Below are 21,717 nucleotides of genomic sequence, written 5' to 3'. Positions count from 1 at the left end.
TAAAGTTAGCTGTTTTTAATTAACTTAATCAAGTATGTAGGTTAACATGCTGAATTGTGAAAAAATGTGTTACAATATATAAAATATAATATACGGCTTTCGCGTGGAGATAAAATGAGAAGTGAAAATTCTTTCCAAATAGACTGCAAGGTCTCTTTTAAGTTCGTGATTTTTTTCTCAATTTTGTTACCCTTTTCTCTAACAAGAGAAATTTTGAACCATTCTACTTATTAGATAAATAATACATGCACACAGATTGTGAAACAGTATGGGAGGATTGCCTGCGGGTGATTAAGGATAATGTGGCGGAGCAGAGTTTTAACACTTGGTTCAAGCCTATATCTCCACTGAAGTGCTCAGATGATGTGCTCACAATACAGGTGCCTAGTCAGTTCTTTTATGAGTGGCTGGAAGAGCATTACGTGCATGTGTTGAAAAAGGCAATAACCTCAGTGATGGGGCCGGTGGCAAGACTAGAATATTCTGTGATAGTAGATAGAGGAAACAGTAAAAGTTCACCTCTTTCAGTAAATCTGCCAAACAGAAATACTTCTAAAAATAATAACTTCAACGGGCATTCTCAGAAAGAGGATTATGTGTCTCCTTTTCAGTTAAAATCGGTAGATTCTTTATTCCAGCAATCTCAATTAAACCCTAATAATACCTTTGATTCTTACATAGAAGGAGACTGTAACAGACTGGCTCGTTCAGCGGGATTTGCTGTGGCTCAGAAGCCGGGTGTTACCTCTTTTAATCCTTTAATGCTGTATGGTGGAGTAGGTTTGGGGAAAACTCACTTGGTGCAAGCTATAGGTAATGAGATAAAGAATAACAGGGTGAACAGCTTTGTGCTCTATGTTTCCTCTGAGAAATTTACTAATCAGTTTATCGATGCTCTTAAGAATAATAAAATTCAGGAGTTTCAGAACTACTATATGCAGGTGGATATACTGATTATTGATGATGTTCAGTTTTTAGCAGGAAAGGAAAGAACACAGGAGATTTTCTTCCATATATTTAACCATTTGCATCAGGCTGGTAAGCAAATTGTGATGACTAGTGATTGTCCTCCAAGAGATCTTAAAGGTCTTCAGGAAAGGCTTCTTTCCAGATTTAAATGGGGATTGACTGCGGACTTGCAGCAGCCGGACTATGAAACCAGAGTGGCCATCATCCAGCGTAAAATGCAGTCTGATGGTATTTATATTCCTGATAATGTAGTGGAATACCTAGCTTATAGTGTGGATACTAACATTCGTGAGCTGGAAGGTGTCTTGATCTCATTGATAGCCCATGCTTCTTTAAATCGGGCTGATATTGATCTAGAGTTGGCTAAGCAAACTTTGAAGAATATCGTTCATGATATTGAGACTGAAGTGGGTATAGATTATATCCAGAAAACTGTGAGCGAGTATTTTAAGGTAGATGTTGAATCCTTAAAGGATAAAATCAGGAAAAAGGAAATCGTTATTGCGAGGCAAGTAGCTATGTATTTTTCTAAAGAATACACTAATCATTCGCTAAAATCGATAGGGTATCATTTCGGAGGAAGAGATCACAGTACCGTAATACATGCAGTGCAGTCTGTCAATGATATGATGGATACTAACGCTGCTTTTAAATCTCAAGTAGAAGAGCTTCGTAAAAAGCTCAAAATGCGCTCTGTTTAATTATTTCAGATAGCTTCCCGATAGCAATTTGAGCTTCTTCATGGTTGAGAGAGGCAAAGCCTAAGCGCATCGCATTAAATTTTCTGATGTGCTGCTTGTCTATATTTACAGCTATACCGTGATCATTGGCCTTTGCTAGGGCTTGTCTAAGCTTTACTTTTTCATTGAAATTAGTCCATACGGCCATGCCACCTTCAGGGATTTTAAAATTTGTGTAATCCCCTAATTGGCTTTTGAGGAGTTTGCAAAAATGATCTCTCCGGCTTTTATACTCTCTTATTGTCTTTTTTAAATGCCTGGTTAGTTCACCAGAAGTGATGCTTTCTGCTATTACTCTTTCTAATAAAGGATCTCCTTGTCTATCTACAATTCTTCTAAGTTTAGTGAGTTCATTGATAAGTTTAGGGTGAGCCGTTATATAGCCTACTCTTATGGAGGGTGCGAAGATTTTACTAAACGATCCGATGTATGCCACATGTGCTTGGTGGTTTAAACTAGCGAGGGGTAGCATGGGGCTACTACTGTAGTGAAAGTCATAATCGTAATCATCCTCAATTATGGTGAAATTATACTTTAGCGATAGCTCTAAGAGCTTGATCCTCCTATGGTTAGATAATGTAACAGTGGTAGGAAAGTGATGATGAGGGGTGATATATACCAGTCTTACGGGGTGGTTTTTGCAGAAGCGCTCAAGTTCATCGGTGTTAAGGCCTTCTTGGTCTACTGTTATTCTTTGAAGGGTAGCCCCGGTGTATTGAATGGTCCAGTCAGCAGCATCGTAGCTGGAGTCTCCTACTACTGCATAGTCTGATGCTTGCAGAGAAATGGAAGCGATCAGAAATATTCCCATTTGGCTACCTCTGGTAATCAGTATGTGATCAGAGGTGATGTTCATTCCCCGGGTTTCTGCCAGATATTTTACTAGCTCTTTTCTTAGAGTTTCATCGCCCTTTACATCATTGTACTTATGTAAGAGTTTACCATGTCTGGTTTTGCTTAAAGATTTGCATTCTTTATAAATCCAATCAATAGGGGCAAGCCTGTGATCTGGAGAGCCATCATTAATTTCAATAGTATTTAAAGGTTGGGGTGAGTAAGCTGGAATGAAGTTGAACGTACTGTGATCTGGCTTCGGATTGATATCATCATGCGTTGATTTGTTTTGCAGTGGAATAGGAGTGATGATAGGTAGGCTGTCATTTACAAAAGTTCCTCTGGCAGGATGACTGTAAAGCCAACCTTGCGCAGTAAGTTCATCATAAGCTTGAATTACAGTTTTTCTATTGACTTCCAATAACTCCGATAAGGTTCTGCTGCCAGGGATTTTATGTCCTTTAGTAAGCTGACCTGAAGAAATAAGCCGGATGATATTATTTGCTATCTGCAAATAAATCGGGGTGGCACTTGTGGTGTTGATTGTTAATGTTGATTTCCATGGAAACATACTGGACCATCTATTGATTAATAATTGGCTCCTTAAGATAATCCAGTTTATCGTTTATTTTGATGAATAATCAAAAAAATATTAGAACATGGAAGAGTATAATGTTACAAATCGAAACAAAGTGAAAAGGGTAGCCAAAAGGGCTTCTTATGATAAAGAATCAGTTTACAGGGTTTTAGATGATAGCTTTTTGTGTCATGTTAGTTTTGTGGTGGAGGGGCAGCCTTTTATTATTCCTACAATCTATGGTCGAAAAGGGAATACCTTATTCCTCCATGGGGCCACTACTAGTAGAATGATTAAGACTTTGCAAGAAGGAGTGGATATGAGCTTGGGAGTAACTCATTTGGATGGTATTGTGCTAGCCAGATCGGCCTTTCATCATTCTGCCAATTACCGTTCGGTGGTAGTGTTTGGTAAGGCTCTACTGGTAGAGGAGGAGCAGAAGGAGGAAGCTCTATATGTTATTTCAGAGCAGGTATTGCAGGGGAGGTGGGATGAAGTGAGGAAGCCAAATGCAAGAGAGCTTAAGGCTACCACTATACTTGCTGTTGATATAGAAGAAGCATCTGTAAAGATCAGACAGGGTGGCCCTATTGATGATAAGGAAGATTATGAATTAAATATCTGGGCGGGTGTGGTGCCATTGGCAATAAACGCATTATCGCCAATATCAGATGATTTTAATCAGGAAATGAAAGTTTCGGACTCAGTAAGGAATTATTTAAAGAATCATTTTGTATAATGGGGCGTGCAATTGAATGCTGCGATCTAGAAACATGAAAAACAGAAAAAAGTTTATGGATTGAGCTAAATTAATTATAATTTTAAGCGTTGTGACTTGAAAGAAGGGTAACTTGAAGTACTCTGATTTTAAAAAAGTAAATTGTACTTAGCAATCTTGCTAAAAATTTAAGAGTCCATTGCCCATCTTATAATTCTCGTGTTGGGAGTGCCAACAAAATTTTTTAAATAAACTAGAATGAAAATCAAATTTAATGGTAGGAAGAGTCCTGCTTTTTATGCCGAAGTAAGAAAAGAGGTTAATGCTTATTTCAAAGAGAACAATATAGGAAAGCATGCAAACGGGGAAATGATATTTAAATCCATCTTTTTTCTAGGCTCACTTGTTTTGGTTTATCTGATGATAGTATTTGGAGGATATGGCGCATGGGTAAATCTATCTCTTGCAATACTGCTGGGTATGATTCAGGCTTTCATTGGTTTTAATGTTAGTCATGATGCTATTCATGGAGCTTATTCTTCGAAAAGAAGTGTTAATCAAGCCTTAAGTATGAGTTTTAATTTAATAGGGGCGAATGCCTATGTGTGGAAGATAACACATAATCAGGTTCACCATACTTATACTAATATACCTGGTCATGACGAAGATCTTGACGTAGCCCCCGGTTTAGTACGTTTATCTCCGCTAGAAGAGATGAAGCCTCTAATGAAGTATCAGCATTTATATGCTTTCTTTTTATATGGATTAGCTTCTTTATCTTGGGTTTTTCGTAAGGATTATGTGAAATTCTTCAAAAAGGAAATAGGAAGTACTGATAATACTAATCATCCGCGTAAAGAATATTTTAACTTATTCTTTTATAAGATACTCTATTACTGTCTTTTCATTGTAGTGCCTTTATTAGTTATGGACATCACCTGGTGGCAGTTTATCATAGGCTTTTTTATGATGCACTGGGCAGAGGGTCTTGTGCTGGGGTTAGTATTCCAATTAGCACATGTAGTAGAAGGAACTGACTTTCCTGAACCTGGAGAAGAAGGTCAAGTAGATGAAAGCTGGGCTATTCATCAAATGATGACTACAGCTGATTTTTCACGAGACAGCTGGTTAGCCAAGTTCTTTTGTGGAGGTTTAAATTTTCAGGTAGAACATCATTTATTCCCAAACATATGCCATGTTCATTATCCTGAAATTTCTAAAATAGTGGAAAAGGTTGCTAAAAGGCATAACGTTCCATTTCATGAAAATAAAACCTTTATAGGAGCATTAAACTCACATTATAGAATGCTGAAGAAATTTGGGAAAGAGGAGGCTTATGCTCCTGTTCCCGTATCAGTATAGGCGTGAGCAGATAGTAGTTCCTGAGTGATGTCTGTACCACCTTTCATATTAGTATATAATGATTTGATAGTGTGGAGAGGCCCCATAGGAAAACCCCACCAACCCAACAATAGAGACAGGAGAATGAAGCTGAGGCTGTGCTTGGCTGTAGATTCTCCTGCTTTTATAAAATAGATGTCACTGCTATTTTTGAATGTGAGTACTATTACAGAGATACAATACTGAAATTTAACAAATTTGGCTCCTTTTTGGAGTTCATGATGGATTTCATCGGCAGTCAGGCTGTCGATATTCTTTATTATAGGCATTAGGTGGTGGTTTAGGTATTCCTAGTTTTATTCTCTTGTTTACGCCATTTTTCTTCTTTATTCTCCCCAGTATTTTATAACTCTAAATGTAGTAACTAGTGAACTTTTATAAATATAAAGTAAGATATCACTATGTAACTTTTGTGGGAGTTTCTTTACTTTTTTACTGTATGGTGATGTATGTGGATGGAGAATTGTACCTGCTAATGCAGATTTTATTATTGGTCAATCAAATTGAAAGCGGTATTTTTGTAGTTACTACTTTAGAGATTTTGGCTGTTTATAAATCACCAGGTCAGTTTTTATATTAAACAAATATTATATTTAAGTAGTATTGATCACGGGGTTGATAAAAATATAATAACAATGATTACCAAAGCAATAAAAAATGCATTTGTGCATGCTGAGAGAAAAGGGTGGGATAGAACATACTGGGCATTCGATATACATGATACTATTATCAAACCCAATTGGTCAGCTGAAGAAATTCCAACCGAATTTTATCCTCTGGCTAAGGAGACATTGCAGATTATTACCAAACGGAAGGATGTGGTTAGCATTTTATACACCTGTTCTCATCCTCATGAATTGGAAAATTACCTCCGTTTTTTTGAAGAGAATGACATTTTCTTCGACTATATAAACGAAAATCCGGAGGTAAGGAGTGAGAGTTATGGCTATTATGAAAATAAGCCTTATTTCAATGTTTTGTTTGAAGATAAAGCAGGCTTCGATCCACTTGAAGATTGGAAAGAAGTAATGACTTTAATGACCTCTGAGGATTTTAATACTATTACCAATTAAATAATCACTAAGCATTTTAATAGGCTTGCAACACCATTTACATGAAAAAAATACTATTCCACACTACTGACTATGAATATTTAGCTCAGCAGGTTTTATCATCTAACAAGCTTGAGGCAGGAGAGGTGGAAGTGAGGAAGTTTTCTGATGGAGAACGTTATCAGAGAATTCTTACTGAAGTAGAAGATCGTAATATAATATTATTAGGAGGTACTATAAATGATGAAGCTACATTAGAGATCTATGATCTTGCTTCTACCATTGTTAGTCTGGGAGCAAACTCATTACGATTGGTGGTTCCTTACTTTGGCTACTCCACTATGGAGAGAAGAGTTAAAAATGGAGAGGTGGTAGCTGCTAAAACACGGGCCAGGTTGCTAAGTAATATACCCAATAGTTATAAAGGGAATCGTATTTTTCTTTTTGATTTACACACTGAAGGTATCCCTCATTACTTTGAAAGTAATATTAGAGCAGTGCATATATATTGTAAATCTATAGTGCATGATGCAGCCCGTGAGTACGGGGGTGATAATTTTGTAATGGCGAGTACTGATGCCGGTCGTGCTAAATGGGTGGAATCTTTAGCGAACGACCTGGGGGTAAATGCTGCTTTTGTCTTGAAAAGAAGACTTGAGGAAGATCAAACAGAGATTAGTGCTGTTAATGCGGATGTCCGTGGTAAAACGGTGATAATTTATGATGATATGATTCGCTCAGGAGGCAGTATAGTTAATGCCGCCAAAGTGTATCACGAGGCCGGAGCTGAAAAAATATATGTGATAACCACCCACGGTTTGTTTATTAATAATGGCTTTGAAAGATTGAAAAATTGTGGACTGATAGAAAAAGTGATAACCTCTGATACTCATCCGAATGTAATGAAAATAGAGGATGATTTTCTTGAGGTAAGAAGCGTTTCTAATTTAATTAATGAGATAGCTATGCATTAGAGACAATGATCAAGATGAAAAGCAAAAGGCCTTTAAGAATCACTCTTAAAGGCCTTTTGCTTGTGTTATTATTCAGTTTCTAAAATGGGACTTTTTTCTGATGTTCCATTTTCGCTGAAGGCTTCTACCTGATAATAATATTTTTGATTTGTATTTAATGCCCTTAGTTCATAGGCATTTTTTTCGTAAATCATCACAGAGTTATTTAGCCTGTCTTTTCTTATTCCCCAGTAAACTACATAGCCTATGGCGGAGTCTGAAGGCTCCCAGGTTAGGTTAGCATTTCTGCGGTCTTCCTGCCTATTGGCTTTGAAATTAGCTGGTGTGGCAGGGACGGCTTCATGGCCTTTTCCAAATACTCTGAAGTCAGATATGGCCAAGTATTTATGTGGTATATGCAAATTATTATAGCGTACATAGCGTGCTTCTACCGGCTCTTCAAGCTCAATGTAAGCATGAGGCTGATCTCTTTCGTTTTTGCTGTAGTCAAACATGGTGCTCCAGTTTTTGCCATCAGTAGAGTAATCAATGGTAAACTGATATTTCAAGGTGTCTGGTCTGCCAAAGATATTAGAGTTGAAATCTTGAAAATTAAGCTGAACAGCATTTACTGTCATCTCTTTTTCTAAGTCAACCTGAAGGTAAAGAGAATCGCTACTGTTTTCTGCTACCCAGTAGGTACGGATGTTTTCATCTGTTACCATAGCAGCTGAGTAATTAGGCTCTTCCTGTTCCAGCATAAAACCAGTATCACTTTCATCTACTACTTTGCGCTCTACTCCGCTTATGGTAGAGTTGCTGGTAGCAGGCTTTTTATAGGTGAGCAGCATCCACCCTGTAAAGCGGTTTTTGTTGTCTTCTAGCTCTACATGAGGTAGGTAATGAGGGTAATCACCATAGGCTGTGTTTACGTACATCTGATCATCTTCAAATCCAGCAGGGAACATACCTATTCTTCTTTCAAACTTATAGTTTACAGAAATGGGCATGCTGGCAAAATGCCAGTAGTGTCCTTGATTGTCTTTTACTGTGCTGCCGTGTCCTGCCCCGGTAAGGAAGCCTCCTGGTTTGTATGAAATAGGGTTGTAGGGAGCGTATTCGAAAGGTCCAAGGGGACTGTCACTGGTATAAACTCCATCAGCATATACATTCCACTGTGTGCCTGGGGCACTGTATTCCAAGTAATATTTTCCATTATGCTTACTCATCCATGGGCCTTCCAGATATGGGTCTATGTCTGACTTGTGATCTTGACCGAAACGTTCCCAGCCATGCTGGTCTGGATGAAGTTTGAAAAGGTCTTTTTGCTCTTCTTTTGGTACAAAATGGTTATTTGGGTCTAGCTCTACCGCCCTTAGAGGGTAAAGGTTGGATGATTCTTCATATAGATATACTTTGCCATTATCATCTACAAATAAGTCGGGGTCTTGAATAGATATTGGAATTACGCTATATGTAGTTTGCCAATCACCTAATTCTGGATTGTTAGTTTTAATAACAGCTCCATGACCTGAAGGATCACCTAATACAATGATTTCGTCATTGAGAACAGCAGCTGCAGGTGCGTTGCTGCCATTAAAGTACCAGCTTTGTGGCTTTATAAACTTCCAATGGCTCATGTCATCAGAAACCCAATAGCCATGAGACCGCGTCACGAACATATAGAACTTTCCTTTGTAGTTAATTACTGCAGGGTCAGCTCCTGAGCGATAGGAAACGCCTCTATAGGCATAGTGAGACATATAGCTATAGTCTATGTCCACAGGGTTACAATAGGTGTCAAATTCAGTCTTTTTTGTTTGTTTTTCAGGTACAGGTGTGTCGTCTTTTTTGGTAGTACAGCTGGTCATTATTAATAAAATGAACAACATGCTCATAATGCTACGCCTTACTTTCATTACTCATCTTCTTTTTGGTTACGCCTACAAATAAAGGACAAAAAAAAGCCATCTGGTTACAGATGGCTCATTTTTAATCATATGATCTAAATCACTTTTCGTTGTAGATATGTATATCGCGCTGAGGGAAAGGAATAGATATGCCGTTTTTATCAAATTCTAGTTTCACGTTTTCTTGGAAGTCCCAATAAACATCCCAATAATCTGCACGATTGACCCAAGGCCTTACATTAAAGTTTACGGAGCTATCTCCTAAGCTGGCTACAGTTACAGAAGGGGCCGGATCTGCTAATACCCGCTCATCTGATTTTACCATGTTAAGAAGTATCTCCTTTGCTTTTTTAATATCATCATCATAGCCTATACCAAATACTAAATCTACTCTTCGGGTATCATTAGCGGAGTAGTTTTTAATAGAATTGTTAGACAGCTGGCCGTTAGGAACGGTTATTCTAACATTATCAGGTGTAGCTAGTATGGTATGGAAGATTTGTATCTCTTTGACCGTTCCAGATACGCTACCACCGTCTATATAATCGCCTACTTTAAATGGTTTTAGGGTAAGAATGATTACACCTCCAGCGAAGTTTTGTAAAGATCCTTGCAGTGCCAAACCAATAGCCAAACCTGCTGCTCCAATGATTGCGACGAAAGAGGTCATCTCAATGCCTAAAGTAGCCAGCACGCTCAATATTAGTAATATCAAGAGTATGTTATGGAAAAGGCTTTTGAGAAAAGGCTTAAGAGATGCGTCAAAATTTCGACTATCCATAAACTTAGAAAAAGTTCTGGAAAGAAACTTCACCACCTGTAAGCCTATAATTAGAATTACAGCAGCTTTGATAATCATTAGGCCTAGTTCTACTCCTCTAGTTGCAAGAAAGGTTTTGGCCTGCTCTAGGTATTCCATTGTTTTGAGGTTTATTTATTTAATTGAAACACATTTCAATTAGTGTTGTTCAATTCTTTGAATATCAGCTCCTAATAAATTCAATCTCTCATCAATGTTTTGATACCCTCTGTCGATCTGTTCTACATTTGATATAATACTTTCTCCTTCTGCTGATAGTGCCGCAATAAGTAAAGATACACCCGCTCTAATATCAGGTGAAGACATCTTAATGCCGCGAAGCGGTTGCTTCCTGTCTAGCCCTATTACCGTGGCTCTATGCGGATCACATAGGATAATTTGAGCCCCCATGTCTATGAGCTTATCCACGAAAAATAAGCGGCTCTCAAACATTTTCTGATGGACTAATACCGTCCCCTTAGCCTGAATGGCTGTAACTAGTACAATACTCAGAAGGTCAGGTGTAAAGCCGGGCCATGGAGCATCAGCAACCGTCATGATGGAACCATCTATAAAAGTGTCAATCTCATAGCGTTTTTGGGCAGGTATCATAATATCATCATCTTGAATGATCATATTTACCCCTAATTTCTTGAAGACTTCAGGTATAAGTCCTAATTCCTGTACTCCTGCGTTTTTAATGGTTATTTCAGATTGAGTCATAGCAGCCAAGCCTATGAAACTACCTATTTCAATCATATCAGGGAGTAAAGTATGCTCGGTGCCTCCTAGTTGATCCACCCCCTCAATGGTCAGTAGGTTAGAGCCTATGCCCTCAATTTTGGCACCCATGCGATTAAGCATTTTGCATAGTTGCTGTATGTATGGCTCACAAGCAGCATTATAGATAGTGGTTTTGCCTTTAGCCAATACAGCAGCCATGAGTATGTTAGCCGTTCCGGTTACAGAGGCTTCATCCAAAAGCATGTAAGCACCATGTAGGTTAGAAGCGTCAATGGTGTAAAAACTGTCTTTAGAGGAATAGTTAAACTTGGCTCCTAATTTTATGAATCCAAGGAAGTGAGTATCTAATCTTCTTCTACCTATTTTGTCTCCGCCTGGTTTCGGTATTTTGGCTTTACCATAACGAGCCAATAGAGGTCCTAATATCATAATAGATCCTCTTAATGATGCAGCTTTGTTTTTGTATTGTTCTGATTCTAGAAAGTCTACATTCAGATTTTTCGCTGTAATACGGTATGATTCTGAATCCAGTTTTTCTACACTGGCCCCTAAATCTCCTACTAGCTCTATCAGCTTGTTTACGTCCCGTATGTTAGGGATTTTGTGCAAAGTAACGGGCTCCTCTGTAAGTAGAGTAGCTGCTATTATTTGAAGAGCTTCATTCTTAGCTCCTTGTGGTATTATTTCTCCTTTGAGAGTGTTGCCTCCCTGAATTTTGAAAGAACTCATTTAATTTTTTCTTCTCCTTCTGTTGTTTGATTTGCGGTTATCGTTTTTTGAAGACCTTTGGTTGTTGGTCTTGCGTTTGTTCTTATAAAGCCTTTCAAACAGATTGTCTTCCTTCACCTTCTCTAAATCGATGTCTAGCTTACCCTTAGAAATGCTCTTCATATTCTCAAGAATAATGGCATCATCGATTACCTCATTGTTCCAGCTGCTGTAGAAGCTCTTCATCAGCTTGCCTATATAAATGATGGCATCTTCTTTTTCCTGAGGATCCTCTTTATCAATCGCCTGGTTAATTAAAAGCTCTATATTTTTGCCATAGTGCTTATATTTCACATGGTGGTATACATAATCCATGCGTTTAGGCTTTTTATTAATCACTGACGTTTCAGGAGGAGGGAAGGGACTGTCTATATCCAAGTCAAAATTAGCCATGATGTAAAGGTCGTCCCATAGCTTTTGGTTGGTTTCTATAGTTTCCTTTACAGAAGGGGTAACCTGTCTCATCAGCTCTATCAAAGTAGCTGCCTTTTGAGAGCGCTCTTCTTTGTCTTCTATTGTTTTAATATACTTTACGAGCTTTTGTACATTCCTGCCGTATTCTCTGAGTATCAAAGCAGGTTGGCTTGTGTTATATTCCATTAATAATAAGGGGATTAATATCTAATTAGAGTGAATTCGTAATTTAGCAAAACTAAGTAATAATGTTTTTTCTCCAAAGTCGTCAAAGTTGACTGTAGCCTTGCGATTGGCGCCGCTTTCGTCCATTTCTACTACTTTTCCAAAGCCAAACTTAGGGTGCTCTACCTTCATGCCAGTTTTTAGGGTAGAGGTGTCACTAGGTTTGAAATCTACAGGAGCCTTGTAGTTAGATTTTCTGGTCAGAGGCTGCGAAGAGGTGGTTCTTTTAATACCACTTACAAAGCTTTTAGCAAAGTCGCCGTTGCCCTCCGATGACGGTCTTGATTCTACTTTTGAGTGCCTCTTACTGACTTTTATAAACGATGGGTCTATTTCATCAATAAAACGGCTTGGTTCGCAATTTTTTAATCTTCCAAAACGGTAGCGAGATAGTGCGTAAGATAAGTATAGCTTATGTTCGGCTCTAGTTATGGCTACATAGAATAGCCGTCTTTCTTCTTCTAGGTCGGCCCGGCTGCTCAGCATCATCTGTGAAGGGAAGAGATCTTCCTCCATACCCACTATGTACACATTTTTAAACTCCAGTCCTTTAGCCATGTGTATGGTCATCATGGTGACTTTGTCATCGTCATCATCTTTGTCATTATCAACTCCGGTGATGAGCGCTATTTCTTGCAGGAAGGATCCTAGTGATTTGTCTTCTTTATCAGGGTCATCAACAAATTCTTTTACAGCGTTGAGTAGTTCCTGTACGTTTTCGTATCTGCTTAGGCCTTCTACCGTTTTATCTTCATACAGAGTTTTGAGTATACCAGAACCTTTGGCTATTAGGTTGGCTGCTTCAAAAGCATCTTTTTTTTCAATATCGATTTTAAACCGTTTAATTAAAGTAACAAAGTCCATTACGGCATTAGCTACTCTGCCAGGCATGTAAGAGCTGATGTTAGTGAGAACATCCCAAAGGCCTATGTTATTCTCATTAGCGGCTACAATGATCTTATCAAGGCTGGAGTCTCCAATGCCTCGCTTGGGGTAGTTGATGATACGTCTTAAAGATTGTTCATCATTATGATTGATAGAATACCTCAAATACGCCATCAGATCTTTAATCTCTTTTCTTTGGTAGAAAGAAAGACCACCCACTATTTTGTACTTGATGTTCATTCTGCGTAAGGCTTCTTCCATAGCCCTCGACTGACTGTTGGTTCTGTAAAGAATGGCGAAATCACTGTTTTTTAAATGATTTTGCATCTTCTCCTCAAAAATGGAGGAGGCTACCAACTTGCCTTCTTCATTATCAGAAGTGGCTCTTAAAAGCTCTATCAGTGTACCTGAGTCATTGGCTGTCCATACATCTTTTTTGAGCTGTGCACGGTTTCTACTAATAATAGAGTTGGCAGCGTTTACTATGTTTTTAGTAGAACGATAGTTTTGCTCCAGTTTTATTACTCTCAGGTCAGGGTAATCCTTCTCAAAATTAAGAATGTTTTGAATATCGGCTCCACGGAAGGCATAGATACTTTGAGCATCATCTCCCACTACGCATATGTTTTGACGAACGGCAGAGAGCTTTTTAGTAATCAGGTACTGAGATATGTTAGTATCCTGAAACTCATCTACCATTACGTAATGAAAGCGTTGCTGGTATTTATTTAGCACATCTAAATGCTCTTTGAAAAGCACATTAGTGTTAAATAACAGGTCGTCAAAATCCATAGCACCAGCTTTGAAACAACGCTCGGAGTAGGTCTTATATATTCTGCCTAACTCTGGCTTCATGTTGCTTTCATCATCAGCTCGGTATATAGGATTTTTGATGTATTCTCTCCAGGATATAAGTCGGTTTTTAGCGCCAGAGATACGATTAAGTACCACGTTGGGCTTGTATACCTTGTCATCCAGGTTCATTTCTTTTACTATCGATTTTATGAGCTGCTTAGCGTCATCAGCATCGTAGATGGTGAAGTTGCTTGGGTAGCCTAACCTGTCGGCCTCAGACCTGAGTATACGGGCAAATACAGAGTGGAAAGTACCCATCCATAGGTTTCGGGCATCGGTGCCTACTACCTTCTCTATACGGTCACGCATTTCTTTTGCGGCCTTATTGGTAAATGTTAGTGATAATATGTTAAAAGGATCTACTCCTTTTTTTTCCATCAGGTAAGCAATACGATAAGTAAGTACTCTTGTTTTTCCCGAACCCGCACCCGCGATAATCATGGTAGGACCGTCTGTATTTACCACGCCTTCATATTGGGGCTCGTTGAGGCTTTTTAAATAATCCATTCTCGAACTTTAATCCTTCCTGTTTAGATTTCTAACATTCAAAATTAACTGAATATAATGAGAATTTTAGAATGAACGCCGATTAATGAGAAATTAATATATGGAGAGGTTAATATCAAAGGAATATTAATATTTAAAGTGAAATATGTAATTAAACTACTTGAAGTGATCTTTTTGTCTTTAATCCCTGTTTAGGAATTTTGATCGGTATAAATTTGCAATATGATAGAGCTGGATAATGTCATTTTATCTGATGACGTAAAGGAAAAATTCTTTGTTTGTAATATAGACAAGTGCAAAGGTGCTTGCTGTGTGGAGGGAGATTTAGGAGCTCCGCTAGAGGAAAGTGAACTTAAAATTTTGGATGAAATCTATAAAGATGTAGAGCCTTACCTTTCTGAAGAGGGTAAAAAGGCTATTTCTGAGCAAGGGAGATATATCTTAGATGATGATGATGACTTTTCTACTCCTACCATAGAGGGGAAGGAATGCGCCTATGCCATATATGATGAAAAGGGTATTCTTAAATGTGGTATAGAGCAGGCGCAGCAAGATGGTAAAATCGATTTTAAAAAGCCTATCAGCTGTCATTTATACCCTGTTAGAATAACAAAATATGATGAGTTTGATGCTTTGAATTATGATAGGTGGGATATATGTGATGATGCCTGTACCTTGGGCTCTGAGCTGCAAGTGCCTATTTATAAATTTGTAAAGGATGCTTTGATTAGAAAGTACGGAGAAGCATGGTATAACAAACTAGTAAAGACCATAGAAGAAGAAGGTTAGATTAAAGATCCTGCGAGTCTCTGGCTTTTTGTGAACTATTAAATGGTACATAAAAAGCCAGTCGAAACTCCAGGATATTATCATTTCCACCTTCACCTAATTCCGAAATGTTGTCTATATAATTGGTCATGGTATTTAACAGCCCTGTCTGTAGCCCCACTCCCCAATCATTAGGAAGAAAATATATGGCACCTACTGACGTAGGGAGCCTCAAAGTAAGCTGATTATAGGTTTCATCACTGTTCCTGGTATTGGTTTGGTCTAAAAGCTCATTGCCTGCCTCGTCTTTAGGTGTGAAACGAAACAAGCCTATACCCTGACTTATATAAACGATTAGCTTTTCTTTTTTGATGATGTTATAATGGAGATCATAGTTTAGGAAAAGGTAATTAGTTTTAAAATATCTATTTGGAATAGCATCCAGATTGTCAAACTGTCTGAATTGGCGGTTTTCGCCTCGCACACTTCCTATTCCTAAGTTAAAGTTGCCATTAAATTTATTGTTTTTATTCAGCAGTAGGCCTATATGAAACATAGCCCCATACTGATCATACCTGCTTAGCTCACCACTGTAAGCGCTCATAGATAGGCCAGTGTGTATCCATGGTGTTTTAAGCTCTTGTGCCCATGATGCACTAACGGTTAAAATGAGGGTAATGAAAAGTATTATGATTAAGCGCATATCTTACTAAATATAAAATAAAGTTATTGCGAAAAATAAGCTAAAAAAATAAAAGCCCTGATAATTGCTTACCAGGGCTTAAGAATATAGTAAAATAAACTTTTATATATCAGAGAAATCGAATGTTTCCAAGAATTTCGTGGTGAATTGACCACTTTGGAAAGATTCATCATCCATTAACTTCAAATGAAAAGGTATAGTAGTTTTAACTCCTTCTATTACAAATTCGCTTAAAGCTCTCTTCATTCTGGTTATCACTTCTTCTCTTGATTGTCCGCTTACAATAAGCTTAGCAATCATAGAATCATAGTTAGGAGGGATAGTATAGCCTGCGTATACATGGCTATCTACTCTCACACCATGGCCTCCAGGCATATGGAGGTTAGTGATTTTTCCTGGAGAAGGTCTGAAGCCATTTCTAGGGTCTTCAGCATTAATCCTACACTCCATAGAATAAAGATTAGGGAAGTAATTTTTACCTGAAATTTCAACTCCGGCAGCCACTTTTATTTGTTCTTTGATAAGATCAAAGTCAGTAACTTCCTCGGTGATAGGATGCTCCACCTGAATACGTGTATTCATTTCCATGAAATAAAAATCACCATTCTTATCTACAAGAAACTCTACTGTACCAGCTCCTTCGTATTTAATGGCTTCAGCACCTTTAATGGCTGCTTTACCCATTTTTTCTCTAAGTTTTTGACTTACAACGGGAGATGGTGTTTCTTCTACCAGTTTCTGGTGTCTTCTTTGTATAGAGCAATCTCTTTCAGATAAGTGACATACTCTTCCGTTTTTATCACCTACTACTTGAATTTCTATATGGCGAGGCTCTTCTACGAATTTCTCTAAGTATAGTCCGTCATTTCCAAAAGCAGCTCCAGCTTCTTGCCTAGCATCATCCCAGGCTTTTTTAAATTCGCTAGGGTTGTTTACTATACGCATCCCTCTACCGCCACCACCGGCAGTAGCTTTTAATATTACAGGATACTTGATTTTTTCAGCTATCTTGAGCCCTTCCTCCATATTTTTAAGGAGGCCTTCAGATCCAGGAATGGTAGGTACTCCGGCTTTCTTCATAGTATCTTTAGCCGTAGCTTTATCTCCCATCTGGTTGATCATTTCGGGGGAAGCTCCAATAAATTTAATATTGTATTCCTGACATACGGCGCTAAATTCTGCATTTTCAGAAAGAAATCCGTAACCAGGGTGTATTGCATCGGCATTAGTAATCTCTGCCGCTGCTATGAGGTTAGGTATATTCAGGTAAGATTCACTGCTGGGAGCTTTTCCTATGCACACTGCCTCATCAGCAAACCTAACATGAAGACTATCCTTATCAGCTAAGGAATAAACAGCCACGGTTTTGATATTCATTTCGCGGCAAGTTCTGATAATCCTTAAAGCTATTTCTCCTCTATTAGCAATTAATATTTTTTTAAACACGTTAGTTGATTTTAGTGCTAAATATCTTATTAAAACGAATCCCGAAATAATTCGGGATTAAATTCTATTTAAGAAGGATCTACCAGGAACAATACCTGATCAAACTCTACAGGGGAAGCATTTTCCACCATTACTTTTACGATAGTACCTGAAACTTCAGATTCTATTTCGTTGAAAAGCTTCATGGCTTCTATAATACATACAGGCTGCCCTTGCTCAATTTTATCACCAACGGCTACAAAGGGAGGAGAATCAGGGTTAGCTGATCTATAGAAGGTACCTATCATGGGTGACTTCACTTCTAAGTAGTTATTAGAAGGTTCCTGTGGTTTAGATGATTCAGAAGCTTCTGTTGCAGGAGTAGTGGGAGCCTGTGTAGGCGCAGAAACTGCTGGAGTCTGGCTTACCACAGGTGCACTTTCTACAAACTTAGTCTGTACTTCGGCATCGCGTTTTACAGAAAGCTTCAGCTCTTCTGTTTCAATGTTTACTTCATTGAGTCCTGATTTCGAGATGAAATCTATTAGGTCTCTTATCTCTTTAGTTTTCATTTAAGAAACAATTTTAATTTAAAACCTTATTCTTTTACTCGCTCAGAGTACGAATTAGTACGAGTATCAATTTTTATTTTGTCACCTTCATTTATAAACAAAGGAACCTGAATCTCAGCACCTGTCTCCAAGGTAGCTGGTTTAGATGCATTAGTAGCTGTATCTCCTTTGATACCAGGTTCTGTATAAGTGATGGTTAACTCTACAAAAGCGGGTAACTCAGTCCCAATAATTTTCTCTTCTTCAGCGTGGAATAAAACATCTATTTCCTGGCCATCTTTTAATAAACCAGGATTGTCTATCAAATGTTCTTCAACCACTACTTGTTCAAAGGTGGTGCTATCCATAAAGTGATAGCCTAAATCATCTTTGTATATAAACTGGTGAGGTCTTCTTTCGATCCTCGCTGTAGTTATTTTATGACCTGCAGAAAAGGTGTTTTCTACTACTTTACCAGTAGTAAGACTTTTTAATTTGGTTCTTACAAAAGCAGGACCTTTACCTGGTTTTACATGTTGAAATTCAACGATAGTGTAAAGGTCGTTGTTATACTCTAAGCATAAACCATTTTTAAAGTCGGCCGTCGTTGCCATAAATTAAATATTTTAAGTCAAATTAATTAATAAAAATTAATATCTAAACTATTTGGGGTCGTAAGCCCACTTTAAATAGATAGAGCCCCAGGTAAATCCACCTCCAAAAGCAGCCAGTACTAGATTATCACCTTTTTTGAGTTGAGACTCATAGTCCCATAGCAATAAAGGAATAGTACCGCCGGTAGTGTTACCATACTTTTGAATGTTCATCATTACTTTATCTTCAGTAACGCCCATTCGGTTAGCCGTAGCATCTATAATACGCTTGTTAGCCTGGTGAGCCACTAGCCAGTCTACACTTTCAGAAGTAAGGTTATTCCTTTCCATTATTTTGGCTGCATAATCCGCCATATTGGTCACTGCAAATTTAAATACAGTGGCACCATCTTGTCTAACATAGTGTTCATCAGCATTGATGGTCTCTATAGTAGCGGGGTAGCGGCTTCCTCCAGCTTTCATGTTTAAAAATTCAGCTCCTGAGCCGTCAGTTTTGTGGATAGAATCTATAATGCCATTGCCTTCTTCATTTGGCTCCAGCAATGCTGCCCCTGCTCCATCACCAAAGATGATACAAGTAGTACGGTCTTTATAATCTATGATAGAAGACATTTTGTCTCCACCTACAACTACTACTTTTTTGTAAACTCCGCTTTCAATAAACTTGGAGGCGGTAGTAAGTGCATATATAAAACCAGAACAAGCAGCGCTAATATCGTAACTAAAAGCATTTACAGCTCCTACTTCAGCAGAAATAATATTGGCAGTGGCAGGAAACACCATGTCTGGTGTAACTGTAGCACAAATAATAAGATCTACGTCTTCTGGGTTTGTGCCTGTTTTTTCAAGAAGTCCTTTTACCGCGGCAGTACCCATTACTGAGGTTCCTTTGCCTTCTCCTTTAAGGATTCTTCTTTCTTTTATACCAGTACGGGTGGTAATCCATTCATCACTAGTATCAACCATTGTCTCAAGTTCCTGGTTAGTTAGAATGTAATCGGGTACGTAACCATGAACTCCCGTAATAGCGGCTTTAATGTTAGCCATAATTTCAAATATATTTAATCTCCTAAGTGGTCCTTAATTTTCAAATGAATGTTGGTCTCTGCCATTTTTATGGCTAGTAGAGTCATGTTTTTTATTGCTTCTGCACTAGATACTCCATGTCCTATCACTACGTTTCCGTTAATACCTAAGATAGGACTACCGCCTATGGCTTCATAGTTAAAACTGTCAAAAAACTCATTTTTGATATTTCTTTTCTCAAGCAGGTCATAAAAGGTTTCAGCCATTTTCAATATTACATTACCTGTAAAGCCATCACAGACTATTACATCCGCTTTTTCATTGAAAAGGTCTCTACCTTCAATATTTCCTATAAAATTAAATTTTTTGCTGAGTTTAAACAGTTGGTATGCTGCCTGGGTAAGGAGGGTTCCTTTTTGCTCTTCTTCTCCTAAGTTCATAAGTCCAACTTTAGGATCATCGATTTCCAGCACGTGCTTGGCGTATAGAGAGCCTATTTCACCAAATTGATATAATACATCAGGCTTGCAATCGGCATTGGCTCCTACGTCCATAATTACGCCAAAACCACCTGATTCTTTAGGTACAAATCCTGCTATACCGGGTCTGATAATCCCTTCTATAGCTTTTATTGTAAACATAGCACCTACGTGCATGGCACCTGTGTTACCTGCACTACAAAAGGCATTTACTGCGCCTGATTTGAGCAATCCATAACCTACAGGAATGCTGGCAGTAGGTTTTTGAGAGAGTGCCTTTGTAGGGTGCTCACCCATTTCTATCACCTCATCAGCATGAAATATTTCTATGCTGGGGCTAGTAACATCGTATTCTTTAAGCTTAGCTTTTAATAAATCTTCTTTGCCTATTAATACGATCTTAATATCATCCGAAATCTCTTGTGAGGCTAACTTTGCTCCTAATACAGTACAGTCAGGAGCAAAGTCGCCACCCATTGCATCTAATGCAATCTTCACAAGCAATGCGATTAAGCCAGAACTTCTTTCTCCATTACCACTTTACCTTTGTAGTAAAGCTTTCCTTCGTGCCAAAAAGCACGATGAGGCAGATGGAATTCACCTGTAGTAGGACATACTGCAAGGTGCTTAGCTTCGGCTTTATAATGAGTCCTTCTCTTGTCTCTTCTCGTTTTTGACGTCTTTCTTTTAGGATGAGCCATTTCTAAATTTATTTAATTACTATATTCTTACTTCAATTTTTTTAATTTCTGCCATCTAGGATCAATGTCTTCATTTTGATCTTCGTCGGTATCAGGCATCGTTTCTGATGTATATATGATTTCATCAGATTCTTCATCTTCATTATACCTGGGGTGCAGTTTTTTCATAGGAATTGAGATCATTATGAACTCATATATAAACTGCGCCAAATTTATTCTTTGTCTGTCTCGAGGGATGATCATGATTTCCTCACTAATCTCTTCTTCCTCATCGCCAAACTTTAATATTATCTCATTATCGGTATTAATAGGATGATCAAATAAATCAAGACTTCGATCACATGATAATTCTACCGTTACTTCAATATGAGTATTTAGTTTAATGAAAGTCTCTGTTTTTTCAAGAGTAACCTTCACTTCGCCGTTTCCTTTGTCTATTAAGCTTTCAGGAAAAGCATCGAAGAACTTATTACCAATTTGAAACTGATAATCATGATCGCCACTTTTAAGCTTAAAAACATCTATGTTGAAATTATCTAGCTCGCTTCTAGCCATTCTTACCAATTTAAGGATGCAAATGTAGAAGATATTTCTGATTAGAAAAAGAACTAAAAAGTTTTTCTAACGGAGAAGGGGTGCTAAGGTTACAAAAGGTCAGGTATATCGCTCAAAAATAATAGGTCTTATTTCTTCTTTTGAATAATTATCGAACTCTTCTTTTAAAAATTGAACGACATCTTTTTTAAACCCTAATTTGATGGCTATGTCTATGCAGAAGATGATTTCACTGTCAAATATCTTCTTATCTATAATCATAAGCTCGATGCAGCTATAGAGGTATTCGAATTTTTGATTATCAGAAAGAGCACCATAGGAGCCTATTGGTTCGGGGTTAAGCATAAGCTCTTCCACGCTATCTTCAGGAAAATTTTTTAGTTTGGCAATTTTATATATTAATTCTTTTTCTTCAGAATCGAAGTTTTTGTCAACTTCTGCCAGTTGTATTAATATACTTAGTTGTTTCCTGGTAATGATGTCCATTCTGTATTTATATATAAATAATTTAGGTTGGGCCTAAAATTAATCTTTTTATATCAAT

23 protein-coding genes are annotated in these 21,717 nt (G+C 37.9%); 7 read left to right on the top strand and 16 right to left on the bottom strand.

The features are described 5' to 3' along the window. The first annotated feature begins 245 nt into the window (after positions 1-245). Entirely contained in the window at positions 246-1,670 is a 1,425-nt protein-coding gene (gene dnaA / locus JL102_RS09835; RefSeq protein WP_202244229.1) for a chromosomal replication initiator protein DnaA, read from the top strand. Here dnaA and pdxR read toward each other — a convergent pair. Continuing rightward, on the bottom strand, positions 1,651-3,114 hold the full coding sequence (gene pdxR, locus JL102_RS09830; RefSeq protein WP_202244228.1) for a MocR-like pyridoxine biosynthesis transcription factor PdxR: 1,464 nt from the start codon (positions 3,112-3,114) through the stop codon (positions 1,651-1,653). The genes dnaA and pdxR overlap by 20 nt on opposite strands. Positions 3,115-3,202: 88 nt before the next feature. On the opposite strand from pdxR, the gene JL102_RS09825 reads away from it, so the two are divergent. Together JL102_RS09825 and JL102_RS09820 are read left to right on the top strand one after the other, a co-directional pair. Continuing rightward, entirely contained in the window at positions 3,203-3,859 is a 657-nt protein-coding gene (locus JL102_RS09825) for a pyridoxamine 5'-phosphate oxidase family protein (RefSeq protein WP_202244227.1), read from the top strand. A gap of 237 nt (positions 3,860-4,096) precedes the next feature. Then, positions 4,097-5,200, top strand: coding sequence for a fatty acid desaturase family protein (locus JL102_RS09820; RefSeq protein ID WP_202244226.1), 1,104 nt, complete (start codon positions 4,097-4,099; stop codon positions 5,198-5,200). Here the strand turns inward: JL102_RS09820 and JL102_RS09815 are convergent. Next, positions 5,173-5,508, bottom strand: a complete 336-nt coding sequence (locus JL102_RS09815; RefSeq protein WP_202244225.1) for a hypothetical protein — start codon at positions 5,506-5,508, stop codon at positions 5,173-5,175. The two genes, JL102_RS09820 and JL102_RS09815, sit on opposite strands and share 28 nt — an antisense overlap. Before the next feature lie 98 nt (positions 5,509-5,606). On the opposite strand from JL102_RS09815, the gene JL102_RS09810 reads away from it, so the two are divergent. From JL102_RS09810 to JL102_RS09800, 3 genes are read left to right on the top strand one after another with little or no spacing between them, the layout of a single operon-like run. Further along, positions 5,607-5,819 (top strand): hypothetical protein, encoded by a 213-nt coding sequence (locus JL102_RS09810; RefSeq protein ID WP_202244224.1) that lies wholly within the window; start codon positions 5,607-5,609, stop codon positions 5,817-5,819. A 55-nt stretch (positions 5,820-5,874) separates the two neighbouring features. Then, positions 5,875-6,312 carry a hypothetical protein gene (locus JL102_RS09805; protein ID WP_202244223.1) on the top strand — a complete coding sequence of 146 codons (438 nt, stop codon included), beginning with the start codon at positions 5,875-5,877 and terminating at the stop codon, positions 6,310-6,312. A 41-nt stretch (positions 6,313-6,353) separates the two neighbouring features. Beyond that, on the top strand, positions 6,354-7,265 hold the full coding sequence (locus JL102_RS09800) for a ribose-phosphate diphosphokinase (RefSeq protein WP_202244222.1): 912 nt from the start codon (positions 6,354-6,356) through the stop codon (positions 7,263-7,265). A 68-nt stretch (positions 7,266-7,333) separates the two neighbouring features. Here the strand turns inward: JL102_RS09800 and JL102_RS09795 are convergent, their stop codons facing one another. The 5 genes from JL102_RS09795 to JL102_RS09775 form a co-directional block, all read right to left on the bottom strand. Then, entirely contained in the window at positions 7,334-9,163 is a 1,830-nt protein-coding gene (locus JL102_RS09795; protein WP_237390545.1) for a family 43 glycosylhydrolase, read from the bottom strand. A 91-nt stretch (positions 9,164-9,254) separates the two neighbouring features. Continuing rightward, the gene (locus JL102_RS09790) at positions 9,255-10,073 is read right to left on the bottom strand and encodes a mechanosensitive ion channel family protein (RefSeq protein ID WP_202244221.1); all 819 of its coding nucleotides are present in this window, start codon (positions 10,071-10,073) and stop codon (positions 9,255-9,257) included. Between the two features lie 39 nt (positions 10,074-10,112). Then, positions 10,113-11,426: a UDP-N-acetylglucosamine 1-carboxyvinyltransferase gene (gene murA / locus JL102_RS09785; protein ID WP_202244220.1), complete on the bottom strand. Its 1,314-nt coding sequence runs from the start codon at positions 11,424-11,426 to the stop codon at positions 10,113-10,115. Beyond that, positions 11,427-12,065, bottom strand: coding sequence for a DUF4290 domain-containing protein (locus JL102_RS09780; protein ID WP_202244219.1), 639 nt, complete (start codon positions 12,063-12,065; stop codon positions 11,427-11,429). A 21-nt stretch (positions 12,066-12,086) separates the two neighbouring features. Further along, positions 12,087-14,351 carry an ATP-dependent helicase gene (locus JL102_RS09775; protein WP_202244218.1) on the bottom strand — a complete coding sequence of 755 codons (2,265 nt, stop codon included), beginning with the start codon at positions 14,349-14,351 and terminating at the stop codon, positions 12,087-12,089. Between the two features lie 222 nt (positions 14,352-14,573). Between JL102_RS09775 and JL102_RS09770 the strand changes: the two genes are divergently transcribed. Then, entirely contained in the window at positions 14,574-15,140 is a 567-nt protein-coding gene (locus JL102_RS09770) for a DUF3109 family protein (RefSeq protein WP_202244217.1), read from the top strand. A gap of 1 nt (position 15,141) precedes the next feature. On the opposite strand, the gene JL102_RS09765 is transcribed toward JL102_RS09770, so the two are convergent. The 9 genes from JL102_RS09765 to JL102_RS09725 all read right to left on the bottom strand — a co-directional run bounded on the left by JL102_RS09765 (position 15,142) and on the right by JL102_RS09725 (position 21,659). Continuing rightward, positions 15,142-15,822: a hypothetical protein gene (locus JL102_RS09765; RefSeq protein WP_202244216.1), complete on the bottom strand. Its 681-nt coding sequence runs from the start codon at positions 15,820-15,822 to the stop codon at positions 15,142-15,144. Positions 15,823-15,924: 102 nt separating this feature from the next. Next, positions 15,925-17,268 carry an acetyl-CoA carboxylase biotin carboxylase subunit gene (accC, locus tag JL102_RS09760; RefSeq protein ID WP_202244215.1) on the bottom strand — a complete coding sequence of 448 codons (1,344 nt, stop codon included), beginning with the start codon at positions 17,266-17,268 and terminating at the stop codon, positions 15,925-15,927. A 68-nt stretch (positions 17,269-17,336) separates the two neighbouring features. Beyond that, complete coding sequence (accB, locus tag JL102_RS09755; RefSeq protein ID WP_202244214.1) at positions 17,337-17,819, bottom strand: acetyl-CoA carboxylase biotin carboxyl carrier protein; 483 nt, start codon at positions 17,817-17,819, stop codon at positions 17,337-17,339. Between the two features lie 26 nt (positions 17,820-17,845). Next, positions 17,846-18,412, bottom strand: coding sequence for an elongation factor P (gene efp / locus JL102_RS09750; RefSeq protein ID WP_202244213.1), 567 nt, complete (start codon positions 18,410-18,412; stop codon positions 17,846-17,848). A 48-nt stretch (positions 18,413-18,460) separates the two neighbouring features. Beyond that, positions 18,461-19,459, bottom strand: coding sequence for a beta-ketoacyl-ACP synthase III (locus JL102_RS09745; RefSeq protein WP_202244212.1), 999 nt, complete (start codon positions 19,457-19,459; stop codon positions 18,461-18,463). Between the two features lie 14 nt (positions 19,460-19,473). Then, positions 19,474-20,415 (bottom strand): phosphate acyltransferase PlsX, encoded by a 942-nt coding sequence (gene plsX / locus JL102_RS09740; RefSeq protein WP_202244211.1) that lies wholly within the window; start codon positions 20,413-20,415, stop codon positions 19,474-19,476. A gap of 11 nt (positions 20,416-20,426) precedes the next feature. Continuing rightward, positions 20,427-20,618, bottom strand: a complete 192-nt coding sequence (rpmF, locus tag JL102_RS09735; protein WP_202244210.1) for a 50S ribosomal protein L32 — start codon at positions 20,616-20,618, stop codon at positions 20,427-20,429. 27 nt (positions 20,619-20,645) lie between these two features. Further along, positions 20,646-21,173, bottom strand: a complete 528-nt coding sequence (locus tag JL102_RS09730; RefSeq protein ID WP_202244209.1) for a YceD family protein — start codon at positions 21,171-21,173, stop codon at positions 20,646-20,648. 99 nt (positions 21,174-21,272) lie between these two features. Further along, entirely contained in the window at positions 21,273-21,659 is a 387-nt protein-coding gene (locus JL102_RS09725; RefSeq protein ID WP_202244208.1) for a TerB family tellurite resistance protein, read from the bottom strand. Between the last annotated feature and the right edge of the window lie 58 nt (positions 21,660-21,717).

The organism is Fulvivirga sediminis (assembly GCF_016757215.1).
Classification (GTDB): Bacteria; Bacteroidota; Bacteroidia; order Cytophagales; family Cyclobacteriaceae; genus Fulvivirga; species Fulvivirga sediminis.
The sequence above is the reverse complement of the archived record's forward strand: the minus strand, read 5'-3'. Positions and strand labels throughout refer to the sequence as shown.